Source organism: Massilia terrae (assembly GCF_024753145.1).
In the GTDB taxonomy this organism is placed as follows: domain Bacteria; phylum Pseudomonadota; class Gammaproteobacteria; order Burkholderiales; family Burkholderiaceae_D; genus Telluria; species Telluria terrae.
Genome location: NZ_JANUGU010000001.1, coordinates 979,491 through 999,575 on the forward strand (window position 1 = coordinate 979,491; position 20,085 = coordinate 999,575).

Below are 20,085 nucleotides of genomic sequence, written 5' to 3' on the forward strand. Positions count from 1 at the left end.
CCTCACCCCCGTTTGAATGGGAGTGAGGGGTTTTATTTTGCTAGTGGGGTTTGGCGTATTTGGCGACGCCTGTGACATCGAACAGCACACAGCGCTGGTCGCCGACCACCCAGGCATCATGTCCGGGCGGCATGTAAAAAACATCGCCGGGGCCATATTCCATCTCGGACCCATCATTCATCTTGACGACCATCCGGCCCTCAAGAATCATGCCTGTATGGGTTGCCTGGCAAGAATCCGTTCCGGCTATCGGTTTCACATGCTGGCTCCAGCGCCAACCAGGTTCGAACTCGCCACGCCCCATTGTTTGGTTGCCCAGTGTGAAGACGGACAGTTTGCCTTTTCCGTCCTTGAAGGGACGGACTTCATCCGGCTTCTCCAAAGATTTTTTCTCTAACGTCGCACTCATCGCATGACCCTCCGAATCAAATTAATCGGGGCACTGAAACCGGCCGACATTAAGTATAGGTCGGCACTTCGAAAGCGCCAGTACGTCGAGGTTTGCCTTAAGTCGATGCGCGTACTGCCGGCGGCTTCTCCCAATATCCCGGTGCGTTGTAGACGTCTTTGAGGTAGTCGATGAAATGCCTGATCTTCGCTGGCAAGTAGCGTTGCTGCGGGTACACTGCCTGGATCGGATAATTCACCACCGCGAACTCGTCGAGCACCGTCACCAGCGTGCCGCGTTTGAGCTCGGCCTGGATTTCCCAGGTTGAGCGCCAGCCGATTCCCACTCCCTGTTTCACCCAGTCGAACAGCAGCTCGCCGTCGTTGCACGACAGGTCGCCGTCGACACGCACCGCGAACAGCTTGCCATCGCGTTGAAAGGTCCAGCCGCGCTGCTGGCCGCCCTGCAGGTTGAATGCGAGGCAGTTGTGCTGGGCGAGATCCTCCGGTGTCCGCGGCACGCCATTGCGCTCGAAGTAGTCCGGCGTGCCGCACACCACGCGCCGGTTGGGGAAGAGCGGCACGGCGACATAGTTCGGGTCGAGCACTTCGCCGATGCGGATCGCCATGTCGTAACCTTCGCGCACCAGGTCCACCACGCTGTCGGTGAAGTTGAAGGACATCTTCAGCTCGCGGTGGATGGCGCGGAAAGCGAGCGCATGCAGCGCCACGTGCGAACGTCCGAATGCCGCCGGGGCCGAGACCACCAGGTGGCCGCGCACCGTGCTGCTGCCGGCGCTGATGCTGTTCTCGGTGATGTCGAAGTCGCGCACCAGCTGGCGGCACGGTTCGATGAATTGTTCGCCCAGCGCGGTCAGCGTCAGCCCGCGTGTCGAGCGGTGCATCAATCGCACGCCAAGACGCCGCTCGAGGGTGTCGAGCCGCCGGCCCATCACCACCGGGGTCACGCCTTCCACCATCGCGGCTGAAGCGAAGCTGCCTTTTTCGGCAATCAGGACGAAGCTGCGGATCTCGGTGTAGCGGTCCATTCCTTGGAGCACTCCATACTTTAAGTATCGATAGAGCCGATGGTATCAGCAATTCAAGCTCGGCGGTGTTACGGCTATCCTGATCTTCATCGATCCGATCCACACATCGCAATGGAGGCGAAATGGCCCGCATGAGAGCAATCGACGCAGCAGCCGAGGTGTTGCGCAAGGAAGGTGTCAGCACCGTGTTCGGCGTTCCCGGCGCGGCGATCAACCCGCTGTATTCGGCAATGAAGCGCAACGGCGGCTTCCGCCACGTGTTGGCGCGCCACGTCGAGGGCGCCTCGCACATGGCCGAGGGCTTCACCCGCGCGGAAGCCGGCAACATCGGCGTCTGCATCGGCACCTCGGGCCCGGCGGGCACCGACATGATTACCGGCCTGTATTCGGCCGGCGCCGATTCGATACCTATCCTATGCATTACCGGCCAGGCCCCGCGCGCCCGCCTGTACAAGGAAGACTTCCAGGCGGTCGACATCGAGGCGATCGCCAGGCCGGTCGCCAAGTGGGCCGTCACCGTGCGCGAACCGGACCTGGTGCCGCGTGTGTTCCAGCAGGCTTTCCACGTGATGCGCTCCGGCCGCCCCGGCCCGGTGCTGATCGACCTGCCGTTCGACGTGCAGGTGGCGGAGATCGAATTCGATATCGCCACCTACGAGCCGCTCCCGGTCTACAAGCCGGCCGCAAGCCGCGCGCAGGCCGAGAAGGCGATGGCCATGCTGAACGCCGCCGAGCGGCCGCTGATCGTGTGCGGCGGTGGCGTGATCAACGCCGATGCGGCGGCGCGCTTGCGTGAATTCGCGGAGCTGACGGGCGTGCCGGTGATCCCGACCCTGATGGGCTGGGGCGCCATTCCCGACGACCATCCGCTGATGGCCGGCATGGCAGGCCTGCAGACCGCCCACCGCTACGGAAATGCCACGCTGCTGGAATCCGATTTCGTGATCGGCATCGGCAACCGCTGGGCAAACCGCCATACCGGCTCGGTCGACGTGTACCGCGCGGGCCGCAAATTCGTCCACATCGATATTGAACCGACCCAGATCGGCCGCGTGTTCGGCCCGGACTACGGCATCGTGTCGGACGCCGGCGCCGCGCTGGACCAGCTGATCGAAGCGGCGCGCGGCATGGACTCGATCGGCCGGCTGCCTGACCGCAGCGCGTGGGCCGAACAGTGCCGGGAGCGCAAGCGCACCATGCTGCGCAAGACGCACTTCGAGGCGGCGCCGATCAAGCCGCAGCGCGTGTACGAAGAGATGAACCGCGCCTTCGGGCCCGATACCTGCTATGTGAGCACGATCGGCCTGTCGCAGATCGCGGCCGCCCAGTTCCTGCACGTGTACAAGGAGCGCCACTGGATCAACTGCGGCCAGGCCGGCCCGCTGGGCTGGACCGCGCCCGCGGCACTGGGCGTGTGCGCCGCCGATCCGGAGCGCGAAGTGGTCGCCATTTCGGGCGACTACGACTTCCAGTTCATGATCGAGGAGCTGGCCGTGGGCGCGCAGTTCAACCTGCCTTACCTGCATGTGGTGGTGAACAACGCCTACCTTGGACTGATTCGCCAGTCGCAACGCGGCTTCGACATGGATTACTGCGTGCAGCTCGGCTTCGAGAACATCAATGCGCCGGAGACCGCGGGCTACGGCGTCGACCATGTGGCCGTGGTGGAGGGCCTGGGCTGCAAGGCGATCCGGGTGCGCGAGGTCGACCAGATCCAGCCCGCGTTTGCCCAGGCCAGGGCGTGGATGCGCGAGCACCGGGTGCCGGTGGTGGTCGAGATCATTCTCGAACGCGTCACCAATATCGCAATGGGCACCGAGATCAACGCGGTCAACGAATTCGAAGCGCTGGCCGAGCAACCGGGCGACGCGCCCACCGCCATCTTCAGCGCCTGAAACAGGACACACGGAGGAGACACGCCATGCCAAGATTCGCAGCCAACCTGACGATGCTGTTCAACGAATTGCCCTTCCTCGAACGCTTCGAGGCCGCGCGCGCCGCCGGCTTCAGGGGAGTGGAGTACTTGTTCCCGTATTCGTTCGAGAAGGAAGCGCTGGCCGAGCGCCTGGACCGCAATGGCCTGACGCAGGTCCTGCACAACCTGCCGGCCGGCGACTGGGACAAGGGCGAGCGTGGCATCGGCTGCCATCCGGGCCGCGAGGGCGAGTTCCAGGACGGCGTTGGCCGCGCGATCGAGTACGCAATGGCGCTTGGTTGCCGCCAGCTGAATTGCCTGGTCGGGATCACGCCGGCGGACGCCGATCCGGAGGCTGTGCGTCGCACCGTGGTCGACAACCTGCGCTTCGCGGCCGGCGCGCTGAAACAGGCGGGGATCCGGCTGCTGGTCGAACCGATCAATACCTTCGATATCCCCGGCTTCTACCTCAGCCGCACGGCGCAGGCATTGGACCTGATCGAAGTGGTCGGCTCCGACAACTTGTACCTGCAGTACGACATCTACCATGCGCAGCGTATGGAGGGCGAGATCGGGAACACGCTTGCCCGCAACCTGCAGCGCATCGCCCATATCCAGCTGGCCGACAATCCGGGCCGGCATGAGCCGGGCACCGGGGAGCTCAACTACCCCTGGCTGTTCCGCCACATCGACCAACTCGGCTACGACGGCTGGATCGGCTGCGAATACAAGCCCGCCGGGACGACCCAGGCGGGGCTGGGCTGGATCGAAGCGCTGAACGCGCAGTGACATCACGATTAAAGACAACGATATGGAGGATTCTATGGCTAACATCGGTTTCATTGGACTGGGCATCATGGGCGCCCCGATGGCGGGACATCTCGCCGCAAACGGCCACACGCTGTTCACCTACACGCAAGGCCCGATGCCTTCGGCGCTGGTCGAGGCAGGCGCAAACGTGTGCGCCAACGGCGCCGACGTGGCGGCGAAGTCCGACGTGATCATCGTCATGGTGCCGGACACGCCGCATGTCGAGGACGTGCTGTTCAGCGCCAACGGCGTTGCGGCGGGCCTCAGCGCCGGCAAGATCGTGATCGACATGAGCTCGATCTCGCCGGTCGCCACCAAGGACTTCGCGCGCCGCATCAATGAACTGGGCTGCGAATACCTCGATGCGCCGGTGTCCGGCGGCGAGGTCGGCGCCAAGGCCGCCAGCCTGACCATCATGGTCGGCGGCAGCGAGGCGGCCTTCGCCACGGTCAGGCCGCTATTCCAGCTGATGGGTAAGAACGTCACGCTCGTGGGCGGCAATGGCGACGGCCAGATCACCAAGGTCGCCAACCAGATCATCGTCGCGCTGACGATCGAGGCGGTGGGCGAAGCGCTGCTGCTGGCGGCCAAAGCAGGCGCTGATCCGGCTCGCGTGCGCGAGGCGCTGATGGGCGGCTTTGCGTCCTCGCGCATCCTGGAGGTGCATGGTGAGCGTATGATCAAGCGTAGCTTCGCGCCGGGATTCCGCATCGACCTGCATCGCAAGGACCTGAATCTGGCGCTGACCACAGGGCGCCAGCTCGGCGTGGCGTTGCCGAATACCGCGACCGCGCAGGAGCTGTTCAACACCTGCGCGGCGCATGACGGCGGTGGCTGGGATCACTCGGCCATGGTGCGCGCGCTGGAGATCATGGCCAATTTCGAGATCGGCCAGGAAGCCTGAACAGCGCCGGGCCACCGGCGCACCGCGCGCATGAGGAGAGAACGATGACGAGTACACCCCGCGAACTGCTCCGGGAGATGTTCAACGCCGCGGTCGACGCGGCCCAGCCGCACCGCCGCATTCCGCTGTACTTGCCTTCGCCGCCGAAAGGCCGGACCATCGTGCTCGGCGCCGGCAAGGCCTCGGCTGCGATGGCGCAGGCGCTGGAGCGCAACTGGCCGGGACCGCTCAGCGGCCTGGTGGTCACGCGTTATGGCTACGCGGTGCCGTGCGAGCGCATCGAGATCGTCGAGGCTGCGCATCCGGTTCCCGATGCGGCCGGACGCGAGGCAGCCCGGCGCATGCTGCGCATGGTGCAGGGACTTGGGCAGGAAGACCTCGTCATCTGCCTGATCTCGGGCGGCGGTTCGTCGCTGCTGCCGCTGCCGGGCGAGGGTGTCACGCTGGAGGACAAGCAGGCCATAAACCGCGCGCTGCTGGCCTGCGGCGCGAGCATCACCGAGATGAACTGCGTGCGGCGCCACCTGTCAGCGATCAAAGGAGGGCGCTTGGCGGCGGCTTGCCATCCGGCGCGTGTGCTCAACCTGCTGATCTCCGACGTCCCTGGCGATAATCCCGCCGATATCGCATCCGGGCCGACAGTGCCTGATTCGACCACCTGCGCCGATGCCTTGGAAGTGGTGCGGCGCTATGGCGTCGAACTGCCGCCTGGCGCGAGGCGGTTGCTGGAGAGCGGTGCTGGCGAAACTGTCAAACCCGGTGACCCGCGCACGGCGAACATCGTCACCCACCTGATCGCATCGCCGCAGATGGCGCTTGAGGCAGCGGCTGAAGTCGCGCGCGCCGCCGGCGTAACGCCGATGATCCTCGGCGACAGTATCGAGGGCGAGGCGCGTGAAGTGGCGAAGGTCATGGCGGGGATTGCGCTGCAGGCGCAGCGGCATGGCCAGCCGTTGGCGCGCCCTTGCGTGCTGCTCTCGGGCGGCGAGACAACCGTGACCGTGCGTGGCAAGGGCAGGGGCGGGCGCAATGTCGAGTTCCTGCTGGCGCTCGCTGTGGCGCTTGGTGCGGCGCCCGGGATTCACGCGTTGGCCGCGGACACGGACGGCGTCGATGGCGCTGAAGAGGTGGCTGGGGCGTTCATCACGCCGGACACGCTCGCACGTGCGTGGGCGCGCGGGCTGCCGCCGCGCGAGAGTCTCGACGATAACGATGCCCACTCCTTCTTCCGCGCGCTTGGGGATTCGCTGGTGACTGGGCCGACGCTGACCAACGTGAATGACTTCCGGGCCATATTGCTGGCTTGAGACGACTGGCCGTCGTTCCCGCGCAGGGGCGCCCGGCCCCTGCGCGGGAACGGCGGTATCTGTACTTGAAACGACACAGGATCAATCATGCTCCGCACCCGCCGCTCCCGCATCCTTGCCACGCTGGGCCCGTCCAGCTCCACTTACGAACGAATCCGCGCATTGGCCGACGCCGGCGCCGATGTTTTCCGCCTGAACTTCAGCCACGGCAGCCACGACGACCATGCGGCGCGCTACGCCACGATCCGTGAAGTCGAGCGCGATCTCGGCCGCCCGATCGGCATCCTGATGGACCTGCAAGGGCCGAAGCTGCGTGTTGGCCGCATCGCTGGCGGCAAGGTCCAGCTGGTGAACGGACAGCGCTTCCGCCTCGACCTCGATCCGGCAGACGGCGACGCGAGCCGGGCCAACCTGCCGCACCCCGAAATCTTCGCAGCCCTCCACGCCGGCACCGAACTGCTGCTGGACGACGGCAAGCTGCGCCTGCGCGTGGACGACTGCGGTCCTGACTTCGCCGAGACAACGGTGCTGACTGGTGGCCCGCTGTCAGACCGCAAGGGCGTCAACGTGCCGGGTGTGCTGCTGCCGATTTCGCCGCTCACCGCCAAGGACCGCGCGGACCTGGCGTTCGGGCTGGACCTCGGCGTGGATTGGGTCGCGCTGTCGTTCGTACAGCGACCCGACGATATCCGCGAGGCCCGCGCCTTGATCGGCGACCGAGCGTGGATCATGGCCAAGCTGGAGAAGCCGGCCGCGATCGACGCACTGGACGACATCGTCGCGCTGGCCGACGGCATCATGGTGGCACGTGGCGACCTTGGCGTCGAACTGCCGCCTCAGCAGGTTCCGGTCCTGCAGCGCCGCATCGTGCACGCGTCGCGCGCGGCGGGGCGCCCCGTGGTGGTGGCGACGCAGATGCTCGAATCGATGACGGCGTCGCCGGTGCCGACCCGCGCCGAAGTGTCCGATGTCGCGACGGCAATCTACGAAGGTGCGGATGCCGTGATGTTATCGGCCGAATCAGCGTCGGGCCAGTTTCCGATCGAAGCGGTGACCGTGATGGACAAGGTGATCAGCGAAGTGGAGCACGATCCGGGCTGGCGCGTCGGGCTCGAGGCGAGCCATACGCCGGCGGAGGCGAGCACCGCGGACGCGATCTGCTGCGCGCTGCGGCGGGTCGCCAACCTGCTGGCGCCTGCTGCTACGGTTGCGTACACGGTGAGCGGGGCCAGTTGCCTGCGCGCGAGCCGCGAGCGGCCGGTGACGCCGATCCTGGCACTGACGCCGAGCGCTTCCATAGCGCGCCGTCTGGCCGTGGTGTGGGGTGTGCATCCGGTGGCATTCCAGGAGGCGCATACCTTGGGTGAGATGGTGGCGGATGCCGCTGGCGCGGCGGTGCGCTACGGGCTGGCCGGGCCGGAGGATGATGTGGTTGTGGTTGCCGGGTTCCCGTCGGGGAAGGCTGGCAGCACCAATCTGCTGCACGTGGTGCGCGTCGGTGATGTGCTGGCGCAGCCGAAGTAACAAGTAAGAGAGAACGTCGTTCCCACGAACGCGGGAACGACGTTCTCTATTTAGCCGATCAGTCGAGCAGATCGAACAGCGCGCGCGCCACCACCTTGGTCGCACGGCGCAGATCCTCCAGGTCGATGTGCTCGTCCGCGCGCTTCGCATTGCTCTCCGAGACCGTGCGCGGCCCGCAGCCATATAGCACGGCCGGGATACCCTGCTCGCCGAACAGGCGCGCATCCGTGTACAGCGGCGTGCCCGCGGCCTCGATCCGCTCGTCGAATACCGAAGTCGCGTGCCGCGATAGCGCATCCACCAGCGGCTGGTTGCCCTGCAGCGGCTTGAGCGCATTCGCCAGCAGCAGGCGCTTGATCTCGATGGTGATTCCCGGGCAGCCGGCAACCGCATCCTTGATCAGCTGGCGCAGGCCCGCTTCGACTTCAGCCGGGTTCTCCTCCGGGATCATGCGGCGGTCCAGCTTGAGCACCACTTTTCCCGGCACCACGTTGGTATTGGTGCCGCCCTGGATCAGGCCGACGTTGAGGTAAGGGTGGTTGATGCCCTTGACCTGGCTGCGGAGCGTCTCCTTGTACACGCGGTTCTGGTCGTACAGCGCGACCAGGATGCGGGTCGCTGCTTGTAGCGCGTCGACGCCGGTCTCCGGCACCGCGGCGTGTCCCATCTTGCCGTGCACGGTCACTTCCATTTGCAGGCAGCCGTTGTGCGCGGTGACGACCTGGTAGCTGAAGCCCGCCGCGATCAGCAGGTCAGGCTTGACCAGGCCCTGCGACAGCAGCCAGCCCGGCCCGAGTTCGCCGCCGAATTCTTCGTCGTAGGTGAAGTAGAGTTCCACGCCGCCCTTGAGCGGCGCGCCCAGCGCTTCGAGCGCGCGGGTGGCGAAGGTGAAGGTCGCGAAATCGCACTTGCTGACCGCCGCGGCGCGTCCATACAGCTTGCCGTCGGCGACCTCGCCACCGTAGGGCGGATGGGTCCAGCCTTCGCCCGGCGGGACAACGTCACCGTGCGCGTTCAGGCCGACCGTGCGGCCGGCGCCGTATTTGCGGCGCACGACCAGGTTGGTGATCGTTTCCAGCCCTGCGTCATGGACCGTTCGCGCCGGCACCGCGTGCTGCTCCGCTTCAAAGCCGAATTCATTCAGCAGCTGGGCGGTGCGCTCCGCGTGGGGCGCGTTGTTCCCGGGCGGGGTGTCGGTCGGAACGCGCACCAGTTCCTGCAGAAAGCGGACTTCTTCGTCGAAGTGGGCGTCGATCCAGGCGTCGAGGGTATCGTAGGGAGTAGTCATGATCAGGTCGGGTCCGTGGCAAGTTGGTCAAGCAGGGTCTGGAAGGCGCGCACGCATAGTTCGGCGTCGTCGTTGGTGATCGATTCAAGCGGGTTGTGGCTGATGCCGGCATTCAGGCCGCGCAGGAACAGCATCGCCTGCGGCATCATCTGGTGCATCATCATGGCGTCGTGGCCGGCGCCGCTGGGCATGTGGAAGACCGGAAGACCGAGCGATTCCACCGCCCGCTCCCAGCGCTGGCGCCATTCGGGCGCGCAGGGCGCGGCAGCAGCGCGCATCGTTTCTTCCAGCGCGAACTGGACGCCGCGGCGTTCGCAGATGGCGGCCAGTTCGGTCCGGATGTCGCGGGCGCAGGCGTCGCGCACCTCGTTGGTGGTGGCGCGCACGTCGAGGCTGAAGCGGCAGCAGCCCGGGATGACGTTGATGGATCCGTTCGGTACTTCCAGCATGCCGACCGTAGCGACCAGGTCCGGCACGGCCGCGCCACGCCTTTCCGCAAACAGCACCAGTTCCGCAGCTGCTGCGGCGGCATCCCGGCGCATCGCCATCGGCGTGGTGCCGGCATGGCTGGCGACGCCGACGATCTCGCCCAGGTAACGCACGCTGCCGTTGATCGAGCTGACCACGCCCAGCGGCAGGTTCATCTGGTTGAGCACCGGGCCCTGTTCGATATGGGTCTCGACGAAGCCGAGGTAACGCGCAGGGTCGCGCTTGATCTTCGGGATGTCGTCGATGCGCAGGCCAGCCGCTTCCATCGCATGCAGCATGGTGATGCCGTTGGCGTCGCGCTGGTCCAGCCAGGCCAGGTCGAACTGGCCGGTGAGGGCGCCCGAGCCGAGGAACACGGCCTTGTAGCGCTGGCCTTCTTCTTCCGCGAAGCCGATCACCTCGATCCCGTACGGCAGGCGGCGGCCCTGCCGGTGCAGTTCGCGCACGCAGGCCATCGGCACCAGGATGCCGAGGCGGCCGTCGTATTTGCCGCCGTTGCGCACGGTGTCGTAGTGCGAGCCGGTGAGCAGGCGGCGCGCACGCGGATCGGACCCGTGGTAGACGCCGACCACGTTCCCGACCGCGTCGATATTCACTTCGTCGAAACCGCAGTCTTCACGCATCCAGCGCGCCAGCTGGGCGGCGCAGTTGCGATGGGCGTCGGTGAGGTAGGTGACGCACAGTTCGCCGCGTTCGGCGTAGCCCGGGTCGCTGTGGACGGCGAGCTTCTCGGCCCAGTCCCACACCAGGTTGCCCAGCACCGGCTCCGCTCCGAACTTGTCGTCCAGGCGGATCTCGGCGATGCGGTGGATGTTGCGCAGCGCCTCGGCCAGTTCGAAATCGGGCGCGTTGTCGAGGCGGCGCGCGAAGGTTGCGATGATCTCGCGCTTCGGCAGCCCGGCCCCCCGCGGACCGCGCACCGCGAGGATGAAGGGGAAGCCGAATTTGGCGTTGTAGCCGGCATTCAGGCGCTGGATGGTCTCAAATTCCTCCGGCGTGCAGTCGGTGAGCCCGGCCTTGCTTTGTTCGTTGGTGGATTCGGCGGTCAGCGACTTCGACACCATCGCCTTGCCGGCCAGCTCCGGGTGGGCGCGAATCAGGCCCAGTTTCGCTTCGTTCGGCGCGGTTTCGACCGCCTGCACCAGCGCGTGCTTGAGCTGCGCGAGGCTGGCGAAGGGGCGCGCGGCCCAGGCGCGCGCCGCGATCCATGGCGAGTGTTCATAGACGCCATCGAGCAGCGCGGTGAATTGCGCTTCGTCGGCGGCGTTGAGGCGTTCAAGGGTCAGCATGCTTACTCCCACGCGAATGCGGTGTCCGGGTTGTAGGGATGCGCGCGCTTCCAGTGGCGCGCGATGTCGATGCGGCGGGCTACCCACACGCGGTCGTGACGCTCGATGTGGTCGAGGAAGCGCTGCAGCGCGCGGAAGCGGCCGGGGCGGCCGAGCAGGCGGCAGTGCATCCCGATGCTCATCATCGCGGGGCGGTCGGCGCCTTCTTCGTAGTGCACGTCGAATGCGTCGCGCAGGTATTCGAAGAACGGGTCGCCGTGCGAGAAGCCCTGCGGCAGCGCGAAGCGCATGTCGTTGCAGTCGAGCGTGTAGGGCACCACCAGCTGCGGCGCTTGCGAGCCGTCGGTCTTGCGCACCTTGAGCCAGAACGGCAGGTCGTCGCCGTAATAGTCGCTGTCGTATTCGAATCCGCCGAAGTCCGCCACCAGGCGGCGCGTGTTGGGGCTGTCGCGTCCCGTGTACCAGCCGAGCGGGCGTTCGCCCGTCTGGCGGGTGATCGACTCCATGGCGCGCGCCATGTCGGCGCGTTCGGTGGCCTCGTCGACGTTCTGGTAGCTGATCCAGCGCCAGCCGTGGCAGGCGATTTCGTGGCCCAGTTCCTTGAATGCGGCGGTGACTTCGGGGCTGCGTTCGAGCGCCATGCCGACGCCGAAGATCGTGAGCGGCAGGCCGCGCCGCTCGAATTCGCGCAGGATGCGCCAGACGCCGACGCGCGAGCCATACTCGTAGATGCTCTCCATGCTCAGGTGCCGATCGGGGAAGGCGGCCGGATTGAACATCTCGGACAGGAATTGCTCGCTGCCGGCGTCGCCGTGCAGCACGCAGTTCTCGCCGCCCTCTTCGTAATTGAGGACGAACTGCACGGCGACGCGGGCGTTGTCCGGCCAGTCGGCGTGCGGCGCTTGCGGACCGTAGCCGCGCAGGTCGCGCGGGTAGCTTGGATTCATGATGTCTCTCTCTTCAGGATCAGCGTTGAAGGATCTGGGCCAGGTCGACGCGCTGCGGGTCGAGGTCGAGGTTGGCCTGCACATTGCTCAGGTGCTTGCTGACCAGGCGCACCGCCGCCTTGACGTCGCGCCGTTCGAAAGCGTCAACGATCGCCACGTGCTCTGCCAGCGACTCTTCCGCCGACTGCGAGGACTGGCGCATCAGCGCGATCAGCGAAGAACGCGTCAGCAGTTCGCTCAGCATCTGCACCAGCACCTGGTTGCCGACCATCTGCGCCAGCACCAGGTGGAAGTCACCCAGCAGGCGGGTGCGGCCCTCGACGTGGACGTTCTCCACGGCGGCGCGTTCGAGCGCGAGGTGTTCGTGCAGCTGGGCGATCTGGGCGTCCGTGATCACCGGGCACAATTGGCGGGTGACGGCGGTTTCAAGGATGGCACGGGTTTCGAACACATCACGTGCTTCCTCGGCGGTCGGGGTGGCGATGAAGGCGCCGCGCGCCGGTTCCAGCACCACCAGCCGGTCGCGGCTAAGCTGGTTGAAGGCCTGGCGCACCACCGTGCGCGAGACCTGGAAGATGTCGCCGATCTTTTGCTCGGACAGCTTGGTGCCCGGCATCAGGCGGCGGTGGGCGATGGCGTCGGTGATCGAGTCGACGATGCGCTGCGTCGCGCTGGCGGCCGGGGCGGCGTTCGGCGTGACGGCGTGCACCGGTGCATCAGAATCGGGCGCGACGATCTTGAGCGGAGTGCGGGAGCGGGTCATGGTCGTAAAAGTGGTTGACATCGGTACTGGATTGTATACACTTTTTTCGAAGTTGAAAATAAAAAGTGTATGCAATCTGAACCCGCCAACGAAAGGAACACAATGGGACATCTCAGCACCCACGTACTCGACCTGATGCACGGCTGCCCAGCCGCCGGCATGCGCGTCACCCTGCAAGCCATGGGCGAAGACGGCGCCCCCAGAACCATCAGGACGCTCACTTTGAATGCGGACGGACGCGCTGACGGCGGCCCGCTTCTCAATGCCGAGACGATGGCTGTGGGCTGCTATCGCCTTGTATTCTCGGTGGCGAAGTACTTCAGCGAGCGTGGCGTGGCATTGCCGCAGCCGGCCTTCCTCGATGAGGTGCCGATCGACTTCGGGATCGCCGACGTGGCAGGGCACTATCATGTACCGCTGCTGGTCAGCCCCTGGGCCTACTCGACCTATCGCGGGTCGTGAAAACCCGGCCACAAAAAATCAAAAAATAAATATCCAGATTCAAAAGAATCGTATACAGTAAGATCGTGTCGCCGCGGAGCCCGTCGGATTAATCCCCCGATGATGTTTGCGATATCCAGCCCCTCACAGAGCCCGCTGTGGTGAAGGGATCGTACAGCCGAGCTGTACTTTCTTTTCGCTTTGAGGTTCTATGGAAGCCTATCTGCTCGACTGGGTAAACCTGCTCCTGCGCTGGACCCACGTCATTACTGCGGTCGCCTGGATCGGCGCATCGTTTTATTTTGTATTTCTCGACAACTCCCTCGAAAAGCCGACCGCTCCCGACCTGGTGAAAAAGGGCGTCGACGGCGAACTATGGGCGGTGCACGGCGGCGGTTTCTACCATCCGCAGAAATACCTGGTGGCGCCGAAGGCCATGCCGGACAAGCTTCACTGGTTCTATTGGGAAAGCTACGCGACGTGGCTGTCGGGTTTCGGCTTGTTCACCGTGCTGTACCTGTTCAATGCCGGCATGTTCATGGTCGACAAGACCGTCCATGACTGGTCGCCGGGCGCGGCGGTTGCCGGCGCGATCGGTTTCCTCGTCGCGTTCTGGTTTATCTACGACACGATCTGCCGTAGCTTTGGCCGCAAGAAGAATGGCGACCTGATCGTTGGCGCCTGCGTGTTTGCCTGCGTGGTCTTCGCTGCGTGGCTGGCCTGCCACCTGTTTGCCGGACGGGCCGCGTTCCTGCTGGTCGGCGCGATGCTGGCGACGACCATGAGCGCCAACGTGTTCTTCTGGATCATTCCCGGGCAGCGCAAGGTGGTGGCACAACTCAAGGCGGGCCAGCCGGTCGATCCGGTTTATGGCTGGCGTGGCAAGCAGCGCAGTGTGCACAACACCTATTTCACCTTGCCGGTGCTGGTCGCCATGCTGTCCAACCACTACGGCTGGCTCTACTCTGGCGCCAACAACTGGGTGGCGCTGGTGCTGCTGATGCTGGCCGGCGCGCTGATCCGCCACAGCTTCGTGGCGCGCCACAAGGCCCATGTGCACGGCAAGCGCGCTCCCTGGGAACATGCCGCGGTGGGCGTCGCCGTGCTGCTCGCGATGGTGGTCTGGCTGGCGCCGGCGCCGGAGCCGGTCGCGCCGACCGTAGCTGCCGCACCGGCTGCCGGCACCGCGCAAGCCGCAACCATGCCTGCCGCCGCTGCCGCGATCCAGCCGGTCAGCTTCCAGCAACTCAAGGGTGTGGTCGACCAGCGCTGCGCGATGTGCCACAACGCGCAGCTGCAGAGCAAGGGCATCTCCTTCGATTCCCCGGCCACCATCAAGCAGCATGCGCAGCAGATGTACCAGCAGGCGGCCGTACTCAAGACCATGCCGCTGAATAACGCGACCCAGATCACGCCTGCCGAGCGCGAGCTGATCAAGCGCTGGTACGAGGAGGGCGCGCACGTCGAATAAACACCGGGGACGGCGTCCCGGACGGCCCCGCACGTCCCACGCCACGATAAAAAGAAAAGCAGCACATTTGGTTTCAGAAATGCTTCAACAATAAACAGGAGACAAACATGAACCATCCAAGCCACCATCCGGTGGACGAGAGGCTGCCTTTCGGGCGACTCTCGGCACTCGGGCTGCAGCACGTTCTCGTGATGTATGCCGGCGCCATTGCGGTGCCCTTGATCGTCGGGCGTGCGCTGAAGCTGTCGCCGGAACAAGTGACCATGCTGATTTCGGCGGACCTGTTCTGCTGTGGACTCGTGACGCTGATCCAGTCGCTGGGCCTGACGTCGTGGTTCGGCATCAAGCTGCCGGTCATGATGGGCGTGACCTTTGCCGCGGTCGGGCCGATGGTCGCGATCGCGAATGCCGTGCCGGGCGTCGACGGGGCGCGGGCGATCTTCGGGGCCGGCATCGGCGCCGGTGCGCTGGCGGTCCTGTTCGCTCCGCTGATGAGCAGGATGCTGCGCTACTTTCCACCAGTCGTCACCGGCAGCATCATCCTCGTGATCGGCGTGAGCCTGATGCGGGTCGGCGTGGGCTGGGCCATGGGCGGGCCGGACGGTATGGCCCAGGTGGTGGACACGGCCAAGCTGGTTACCATGGTCGATGCCGCCAAGGCCGGCGCCGCGCAGGCGGCTGCGGCCTTGCCGCCCGGCGCGGTGGCGCCCGCCGTCAAGCTCGCCGGTCCGATCCCGATGGTTGCCAACCCGTCTTACGGCGCACTGGACAATATGGCGATCGCCGGGTTCGTGCTGCTGGTGGTGCTGGGCCTCGTCAAGTACGCCCGCGGCTTCATCTGCAATATCTCGGTGCTGCTTGGCATGCTGGCTGGTTGCACGGTGGCTTACGCGACTGGAAAAATGCACTTCGAGAAGGTCGCCAAAGCAAACTGGTTCGACGTGGTGACGCCCTTTGCGTTCGGCATGCCGACCTTCGATATCGTCATGATCCTGACGCTGGCGGTCGTGATGCTGGTGGTGATGATCGAATCCGCCGGCATGTTCCTGGCGCTGTCCGAACTGACCGGAAAGAAGATCGACCAGACGCAACTGGCGGCCGGCCTGCGCACGGATGGCCTCGGGACACTGCTCGGCGGTATCTTCAACACCTTCCCGCACACCAGCTTCTCGCAGAACGTTGGGCTGGTGGCCGTGACCGGCGTGAAGAGCCGCTGGGTCTGCGCGACCGGCGGCATGATCATGATCGTGCTCGGCATGCTGCCGAAGATGGCCGCTGCGGTCGAGTCGATCCCGCAGTTTGTGTTGGGCGGCGCCGGCCTGGTCATGTTCGGCATGGTGGCGGCGGCGGGCATCCGCATCCTGACCCGCGTCGACTTCCGCAGCAACCGCTTCAACCTCTACATCGTGGCGCTGTCGATCGGCTTCGGCCTGGTGCCGCTGGTCGCCCCGCACTGGGCCCAGCAGATGTCGCACGAGCTGCATCCGCTGCTGGAATCCGGCATCCTGCTCACCGCCGTCGCGGCTGTGGCATTGAACCTGTTCTTCAATGGCGCCGGCGATGCCGTCGCCGAGGCGCACCACGAGGAAGCAGGCGTTGAACATTCGATCGCACAAGGAAGCAAAGCATGAAGCGCGCAGTTATCGCAATGACCCTGATCGCTGGCGTCGTGTCGGCAAGTTTTGCCGCGGACTGGAGCGACACCTCGATCGCTTATCGTGTCGGTAACAGCTTCGCGGAGCCGTTCAACCCGAACGACATCCACAAGGACATCATCCAGTTCACCCACGCAAGCGGCTATACCTACGGCAGCAATTTCGTGAACCTCGACATTCTGCTGTCGGACAAGACCGACCCGTCGTCGAAAGGCGCGAGCAGCGGCGCCCAGGAATTCTACGTGGTCTACCGCAACACGGTCGAGTGGGGCAAGGTGAGCGGTGCACCGGTCCGCTTCGGGCCGGTCAAGGACGTCGGGCTGACCGGCGGCTTCGACGTGAACACCAAGGTCGACGCCGGCTACAACTCGAAGAAGCGGATGCTGGTGCTGGGGCCGACGCTGATGTTCGACGTGCCGGGACTGCTCAATGTCGGCGTGTACGCGCTGTGGGAGAGCAACGCGCCGTACAGCACCTTCACCCAGGTCAGCACGCCGCGCTATCGCTATGACACCCACCCGATGCTGGGCGCGGTGTGGGCCTTCCCGCTGGGCTCGACCAAACTGTCATTCGAAGGGTATGCCAACTTCATCGCGGCCAAGGGCAAGAACGAGTTCGGGCGCGATACGGCGCCGGAAACCAATATCGACATGCAGCTGATGTACGACGTTGGCTCGCTGTTCAATGCGAAACCGAAGCGCTTCCGCGCCGGCGTGGCTTACCAGTACTGGAAGAACAAGTTCGGCAACGATGGCCACAATATCGTTGGCGCGACCGCGCGTACGCCGATGGTTAAGGCCCAGTACACGTTCTGAGCGTCAGCTTAGTTCTAGGCTGGCGGGCAGGTACTGGCGCACCAGCAGGGCAGCGCCGCGCGCGCCGCCCGTATCTCCGAAGTGGGAAGGCAAAATGGGCGGCGCCTGCAGGCCGGGCATCAGGTGCGCCCGTACCGCGTCGGGCACGTCCTTGTATAAGTGGCTCATCCGCGACAGTTCGCCGCCGAGCACGATCACGTGGGGATCGTAGGCCAGTACGATGTGGGCGATGGCGGCGCCGAGCAGCTCCGCGTGCAGCGCCAGGCTGGCCCGCGCGATGCTGTCGCCGGCATCGCTGCGCTTGACGAGGGCGTCGAGCGGGACATCGGCCTCGCCGATCTGGTATGCATGGAGATGGCGCAGGCCAGGAGCGGCCAGGTAGCGTTCCAGGCAGGCCGAGGCGCCACAGGGACAGGGCAGGGAGCGCAGGCCGTAGCGGGCCAGCAGCGCCGGCGCCAGCGGCCAGTGGCCCCATTCTCCGGCCGCGCGGTTGCGTCCGAGGACCAGGCGGCCATCGACCACGTAGCCGGCACCGGCGCCGGCGCCGAGGATCAGGCCGAACAGGCTGGGCTGCCCGGCTCCCGCGCCACCATGGGCTTCGGACAAGGCGAAGCAGTGGCAGTCATTGCCGAGCGTGATGGTCCGGTTCAGACGGGCGCGTAACAGGGGCAGCAGCGTTCGTCCACGCAGGCAGGCGAGATTTGCTGTCTGATGGAGGCCGGTGGCGCTGTCGACAATGCCAGGCACGGCCAGTCCCAGCGGGGCCTTGGTCGCCAACGCGCTATCGGCCGCGCCGACCAGGTCACAGACGGCGTCGACAATCTCGTCGAAGCTGAAGCCGGCCGTGTCCACGCGTTCGCTGTACTGGACGGCCCCGCCGGCATCGCAGGCCGCCAGCTTCATGTTCGCGGTGCCGATCTCGATGCCGTAGCAGAGATCGGGCCGGTGCGGCGACGCGCGGCGCAGGATCCTGGCGTATGCGCTCCACGAGTCCCTGTGGAAGAGGCTGGCCGGCGTCCGGCCCAGGCTGTTTGGGGCAACGCCGTCCAGGCGCGCCGTCGTATCGGCGTGCGTCGCGCCCAGCGCTTGCCAAGGGTTATCGGTCAGCTTGGAAGGAGAAAGCATGATCATCGCCCCCGATCTGTGTGAACGTTATCAGGTTAGTCCGAAGCTGGCGGTTTGGCCAGCTTTTTTTTGCGGTGGCGATTCATGAATTCGATTCATGAGCCCATGCGGGTTTGTCCACTTAATGCGTGCGGCGATCTTGCTTACACTGACAGGCATCGTAGAGCGCGAGTTCGCGCCAGCAAACAATTAAGGACAGATATGGAACTGAAACGTGTGGGCTCCCAGCCTTCGATCAAGGGCGCGGAAGCGACATTTACCGGCAACGTGAGGATCGATCCCTTGAACTCGCCTCCGCCGCCGGCACGTACCTCGGTCGCGAGCGTCACTTTCGAGCCGGGCGCGCGCTCGGCATGGCATACGCATCCGCTGGGACAGACGCTGGTGGTGACGGCCGGTTGCGGCTGGACCCAGTGCGAAGGCGGCCCGATCGTCGAGATCCGTGCGGGCGACGTCATCTGGTGCCCGCCGGGCCACAAGCACTGGCATGGCGCGACGCCGACCACGTCGATGACCCACACTGCGATTCAGGAAGCGCTCGATGGGGTGGCCGTGGTGTGGATGGATAAGGTGACGGACGAGGAATATCTCGCAGGACCGCCCGCCGCCGGCGTGGATTGCGGGCACTGAAACCCGCCCGCGATGCCATCATAAGCGCCCGATGCGCATATTGATGGGCCACCTGACCGTGCGCTTGTGGTTGGGCTCTCCCCACAGCTGCGCAATGTCGTTGGCGAAATTGATGAGCAGGTCCTCGCGGCCCGCTTCCCTGGCGCTGCGCACGGCCGACCAGGTCAGCAGATAGCCGATGAATTCGGACAGGTGCCATTCGAGCTTGATCTCCAGCGCCGGGGCGGCGAACTCGTCGAATGGGAATTCAATCGTTGCGTAGCCGGAATCGACCAGCTTGCGCTCCGGCGGCCAGTACGGTCCGATTTCGTCCGTGTAGAACTTCTGGAAGCGCGCAGCGAGTTCCGGTTCCGGCTTGAGCACGCCGTAGCTGACGAGGGCCACCACCGCGTCCGGCCGGCCGATGCGGCGCACTCCGCCGTAGAACGCGGGCAGGTCGAACCAGTGGGCGGCTTGCGCCGCGGTGATCAGGCTTGTGCTGGAATCCGCGACCGGAAGGTGTTCGGCGGGCGCGACGCGGTAATCGATGCGTTCGTTGGGGATCGCGTTCGCGATCTGGTCGGCGCTGGGGTCGAGGCCGACCACGCGGCTGAAGTAGGGCGCGAGCAGTTGGGTCAGCTGGCCATTGCCACAGCCAACGTCGACGGCGAGCTCGCTGTCCGGCGCTACCGAAGCGAGGAATTCGGCGAGCTGGCGCGGATATTCCGGCCGGAAGCGCGCGTAGGCGCGGCCACCTTCGTCGAACCAGTTGCGTGCGGGCTGGGCATTACTTGTCATCTGCTTGTTCTCCTTTGAGCCTGGCCTTCGCCGCGGTGAGCCGCGCGGAAAAGTCTTCACGCTCGAGCGCAGAGGCTGCAGCTTCGAGCGCGTGGCGTAGTGGGTGGCCGATTTCTTTCTCCAGAGCGGCAATGGCCTCGAAGGTCGCGGCCCAGTGGCGGTCGAGTTTGCGAACCAGTGCGCGGCCCGATGGGGTCAGCTGGATGGCGCTCTTGCGGGCGTCGTCGAGCGCGCGGCGTGTGATGTAGCCGTCCGTTTCCAGCAGTCCGACGGTCTGGCTGATTGCCCCCTGGGTCAGGCGGGTACGTTCGGTGATGTCGGTGACGGTCTGCGCGCCGGAGACAAGCGCGCGCAGCACAGGCGTATAACGAGCCCGGTAATTCAGGCTCATCGATCGATAGTGCTCCTCAGCTCCCTGTTCGACGAGGTCGCCGACGTAGCGCAGCAGTTCACCCAAGCCGGGCGCTTGTCTGGAATCCATGCGCGGGATAATACATTA

At 65.5% G+C, this 20,085-nt stretch carries 19 protein-coding genes; 10 read left to right on the forward strand and 9 right to left on the reverse strand.

Annotated elements, in window-relative coordinates; genetic code table 11:
- Positions 1–40: 40 nt before the first annotated feature.
- The gene (locus tag NX778_RS04195; protein ID WP_258810414.1) at positions 41–409 is read right to left on the reverse strand and encodes a cupin domain-containing protein; all 369 of its coding nucleotides are present in this window, start codon (positions 407–409) and stop codon (positions 41–43) included.
- Between the two features lie 97 nt (positions 410–506).
- Positions 507–1,436: a LysR family transcriptional regulator gene (locus tag NX778_RS04200; protein ID WP_258810415.1), complete on the reverse strand. Its 930-nt coding sequence runs from the start codon at positions 1,434–1,436 to the stop codon at positions 507–509.
- 122 nt (positions 1,437–1,558) lie between these two features.
- On the opposite strand from NX778_RS04200, the gene gcl reads away from it, so the two are divergent.
- The 5 genes from gcl (at position 1,559) to pyk (ending at position 7,896) form a co-directional block, all read left to right on the forward strand.
- On the forward strand, positions 1,559–3,331 hold the full coding sequence (gene gcl, locus NX778_RS04205; RefSeq protein WP_258810416.1) for a glyoxylate carboligase: 1,773 nt from the start codon (positions 1,559–1,561) through the stop codon (positions 3,329–3,331).
- A 26-nt stretch (positions 3,332–3,357) separates the two neighbouring features.
- Positions 3,358–4,140 (forward strand): hydroxypyruvate isomerase, encoded by a 783-nt coding sequence (hyi, locus tag NX778_RS04210; RefSeq protein WP_258810417.1) that lies wholly within the window; start codon positions 3,358–3,360, stop codon positions 4,138–4,140.
- A 34-nt stretch (positions 4,141–4,174) separates the two neighbouring features.
- Positions 4,175–5,065: a 2-hydroxy-3-oxopropionate reductase gene (locus NX778_RS04215; protein ID WP_258810418.1), complete on the forward strand. Its 891-nt coding sequence runs from the start codon at positions 4,175–4,177 to the stop codon at positions 5,063–5,065.
- Between the two features lie 44 nt (positions 5,066–5,109).
- The gene (locus NX778_RS04220) at positions 5,110–6,372 is read left to right on the forward strand and encodes a glycerate kinase type-2 family protein (protein ID WP_258810419.1); all 1,263 of its coding nucleotides are present in this window, start codon (positions 5,110–5,112) and stop codon (positions 6,370–6,372) included.
- Between the two features lie 87 nt (positions 6,373–6,459).
- The gene (pyk, locus tag NX778_RS04225; RefSeq protein WP_258810420.1) at positions 6,460–7,896 is read left to right on the forward strand and encodes a pyruvate kinase; all 1,437 of its coding nucleotides are present in this window, start codon (positions 6,460–6,462) and stop codon (positions 7,894–7,896) included.
- A gap of 58 nt (positions 7,897–7,954) precedes the next feature.
- Here pyk and NX778_RS04230 read toward each other — a convergent pair whose 3' ends face one another.
- Genes NX778_RS04230 through NX778_RS04245 form a run of 4 tightly spaced genes read right to left on the reverse strand, consistent with a single transcriptional unit; the run spans position 7,955 to position 12,693 of the window.
- The gene (locus tag NX778_RS04230) at positions 7,955–9,184 is read right to left on the reverse strand and encodes an ArgE/DapE family deacylase (RefSeq protein WP_258810421.1); all 1,230 of its coding nucleotides are present in this window, start codon (positions 9,182–9,184) and stop codon (positions 7,955–7,957) included.
- A gap of 2 nt (positions 9,185–9,186) precedes the next feature.
- Positions 9,187–10,962 (reverse strand): 2-oxo-4-hydroxy-4-carboxy-5-ureidoimidazoline decarboxylase, encoded by a 1,776-nt coding sequence (uraD, locus tag NX778_RS04235; protein ID WP_258810422.1) that lies wholly within the window; start codon positions 10,960–10,962, stop codon positions 9,187–9,189.
- Between the two features lie 2 nt (positions 10,963–10,964).
- A complete protein-coding gene (puuE, locus tag NX778_RS04240) occupies positions 10,965–11,909 on the reverse strand; it encodes an allantoinase PuuE (RefSeq protein WP_258810423.1) in 945 nt (314 codons plus the stop codon).
- 19 nt (positions 11,910–11,928) lie between these two features.
- Positions 11,929–12,693: a GntR family transcriptional regulator gene (locus NX778_RS04245; RefSeq protein ID WP_258810424.1), complete on the reverse strand. Its 765-nt coding sequence runs from the start codon at positions 12,691–12,693 to the stop codon at positions 11,929–11,931.
- An 81-nt stretch (positions 12,694–12,774) separates the two neighbouring features.
- Between NX778_RS04245 and uraH the strand changes: the two genes are divergently transcribed.
- The 4 genes from uraH to NX778_RS04265 all read left to right on the forward strand — a co-directional run bounded on the left by uraH (position 12,775) and on the right by NX778_RS04265 (position 17,054).
- Complete coding sequence (uraH, locus tag NX778_RS04250) at positions 12,775–13,134, forward strand: hydroxyisourate hydrolase (protein WP_258810425.1); 360 nt, start codon at positions 12,775–12,777, stop codon at positions 13,132–13,134.
- Positions 13,135–13,324: 190 nt separating this feature from the next.
- Positions 13,325–14,584 (forward strand): urate hydroxylase PuuD, encoded by a 1,260-nt coding sequence (locus NX778_RS04255; protein WP_258810426.1) that lies wholly within the window; start codon positions 13,325–13,327, stop codon positions 14,582–14,584.
- A 107-nt stretch (positions 14,585–14,691) separates the two neighbouring features.
- Positions 14,692–16,215: a nucleobase:cation symporter-2 family protein gene (locus tag NX778_RS04260; RefSeq protein WP_258810427.1), complete on the forward strand. Its 1,524-nt coding sequence runs from the start codon at positions 14,692–14,694 to the stop codon at positions 16,213–16,215.
- Positions 16,212–17,054 carry an outer envelope protein gene (locus tag NX778_RS04265; RefSeq protein ID WP_258810428.1) on the forward strand — a complete coding sequence of 281 codons (843 nt, stop codon included), beginning with the start codon at positions 16,212–16,214 and terminating at the stop codon, positions 17,052–17,054. The genes NX778_RS04260 and NX778_RS04265 overlap by 4 nt, the downstream gene beginning before the upstream one ends.
- Positions 17,055–17,057: 3 nt before the next feature.
- On the opposite strand, the gene NX778_RS04270 is transcribed toward NX778_RS04265, so the two are convergent.
- Entirely contained in the window at positions 17,058–18,179 is a 1,122-nt protein-coding gene (locus NX778_RS04270; protein WP_258810429.1) for an ROK family protein, read from the reverse strand.
- Positions 18,180–18,380: 201 nt separating this feature from the next.
- On the opposite strand from NX778_RS04270, the gene NX778_RS04275 reads away from it, so the two are divergent.
- Positions 18,381–18,809 (forward strand): (R)-mandelonitrile lyase, encoded by a 429-nt coding sequence (locus NX778_RS04275; RefSeq protein WP_258810430.1) that lies wholly within the window; start codon positions 18,381–18,383, stop codon positions 18,807–18,809.
- A gap of 18 nt (positions 18,810–18,827) precedes the next feature.
- Here NX778_RS04275 and NX778_RS04280 read toward each other — a convergent pair whose 3' ends face one another.
- Entirely contained in the window at positions 18,828–19,586 is a 759-nt protein-coding gene (locus NX778_RS04280) for a class I SAM-dependent methyltransferase (RefSeq protein WP_258810431.1), read from the reverse strand.
- A complete protein-coding gene (locus tag NX778_RS04285) occupies positions 19,576–20,043 on the reverse strand; it encodes a MarR family winged helix-turn-helix transcriptional regulator (protein WP_258810432.1) in 468 nt (155 codons plus the stop codon). The genes NX778_RS04280 and NX778_RS04285 overlap by 11 nt, the downstream gene beginning before the upstream one ends.
- Positions 20,044–20,085 lie beyond the last annotated feature (42 nt).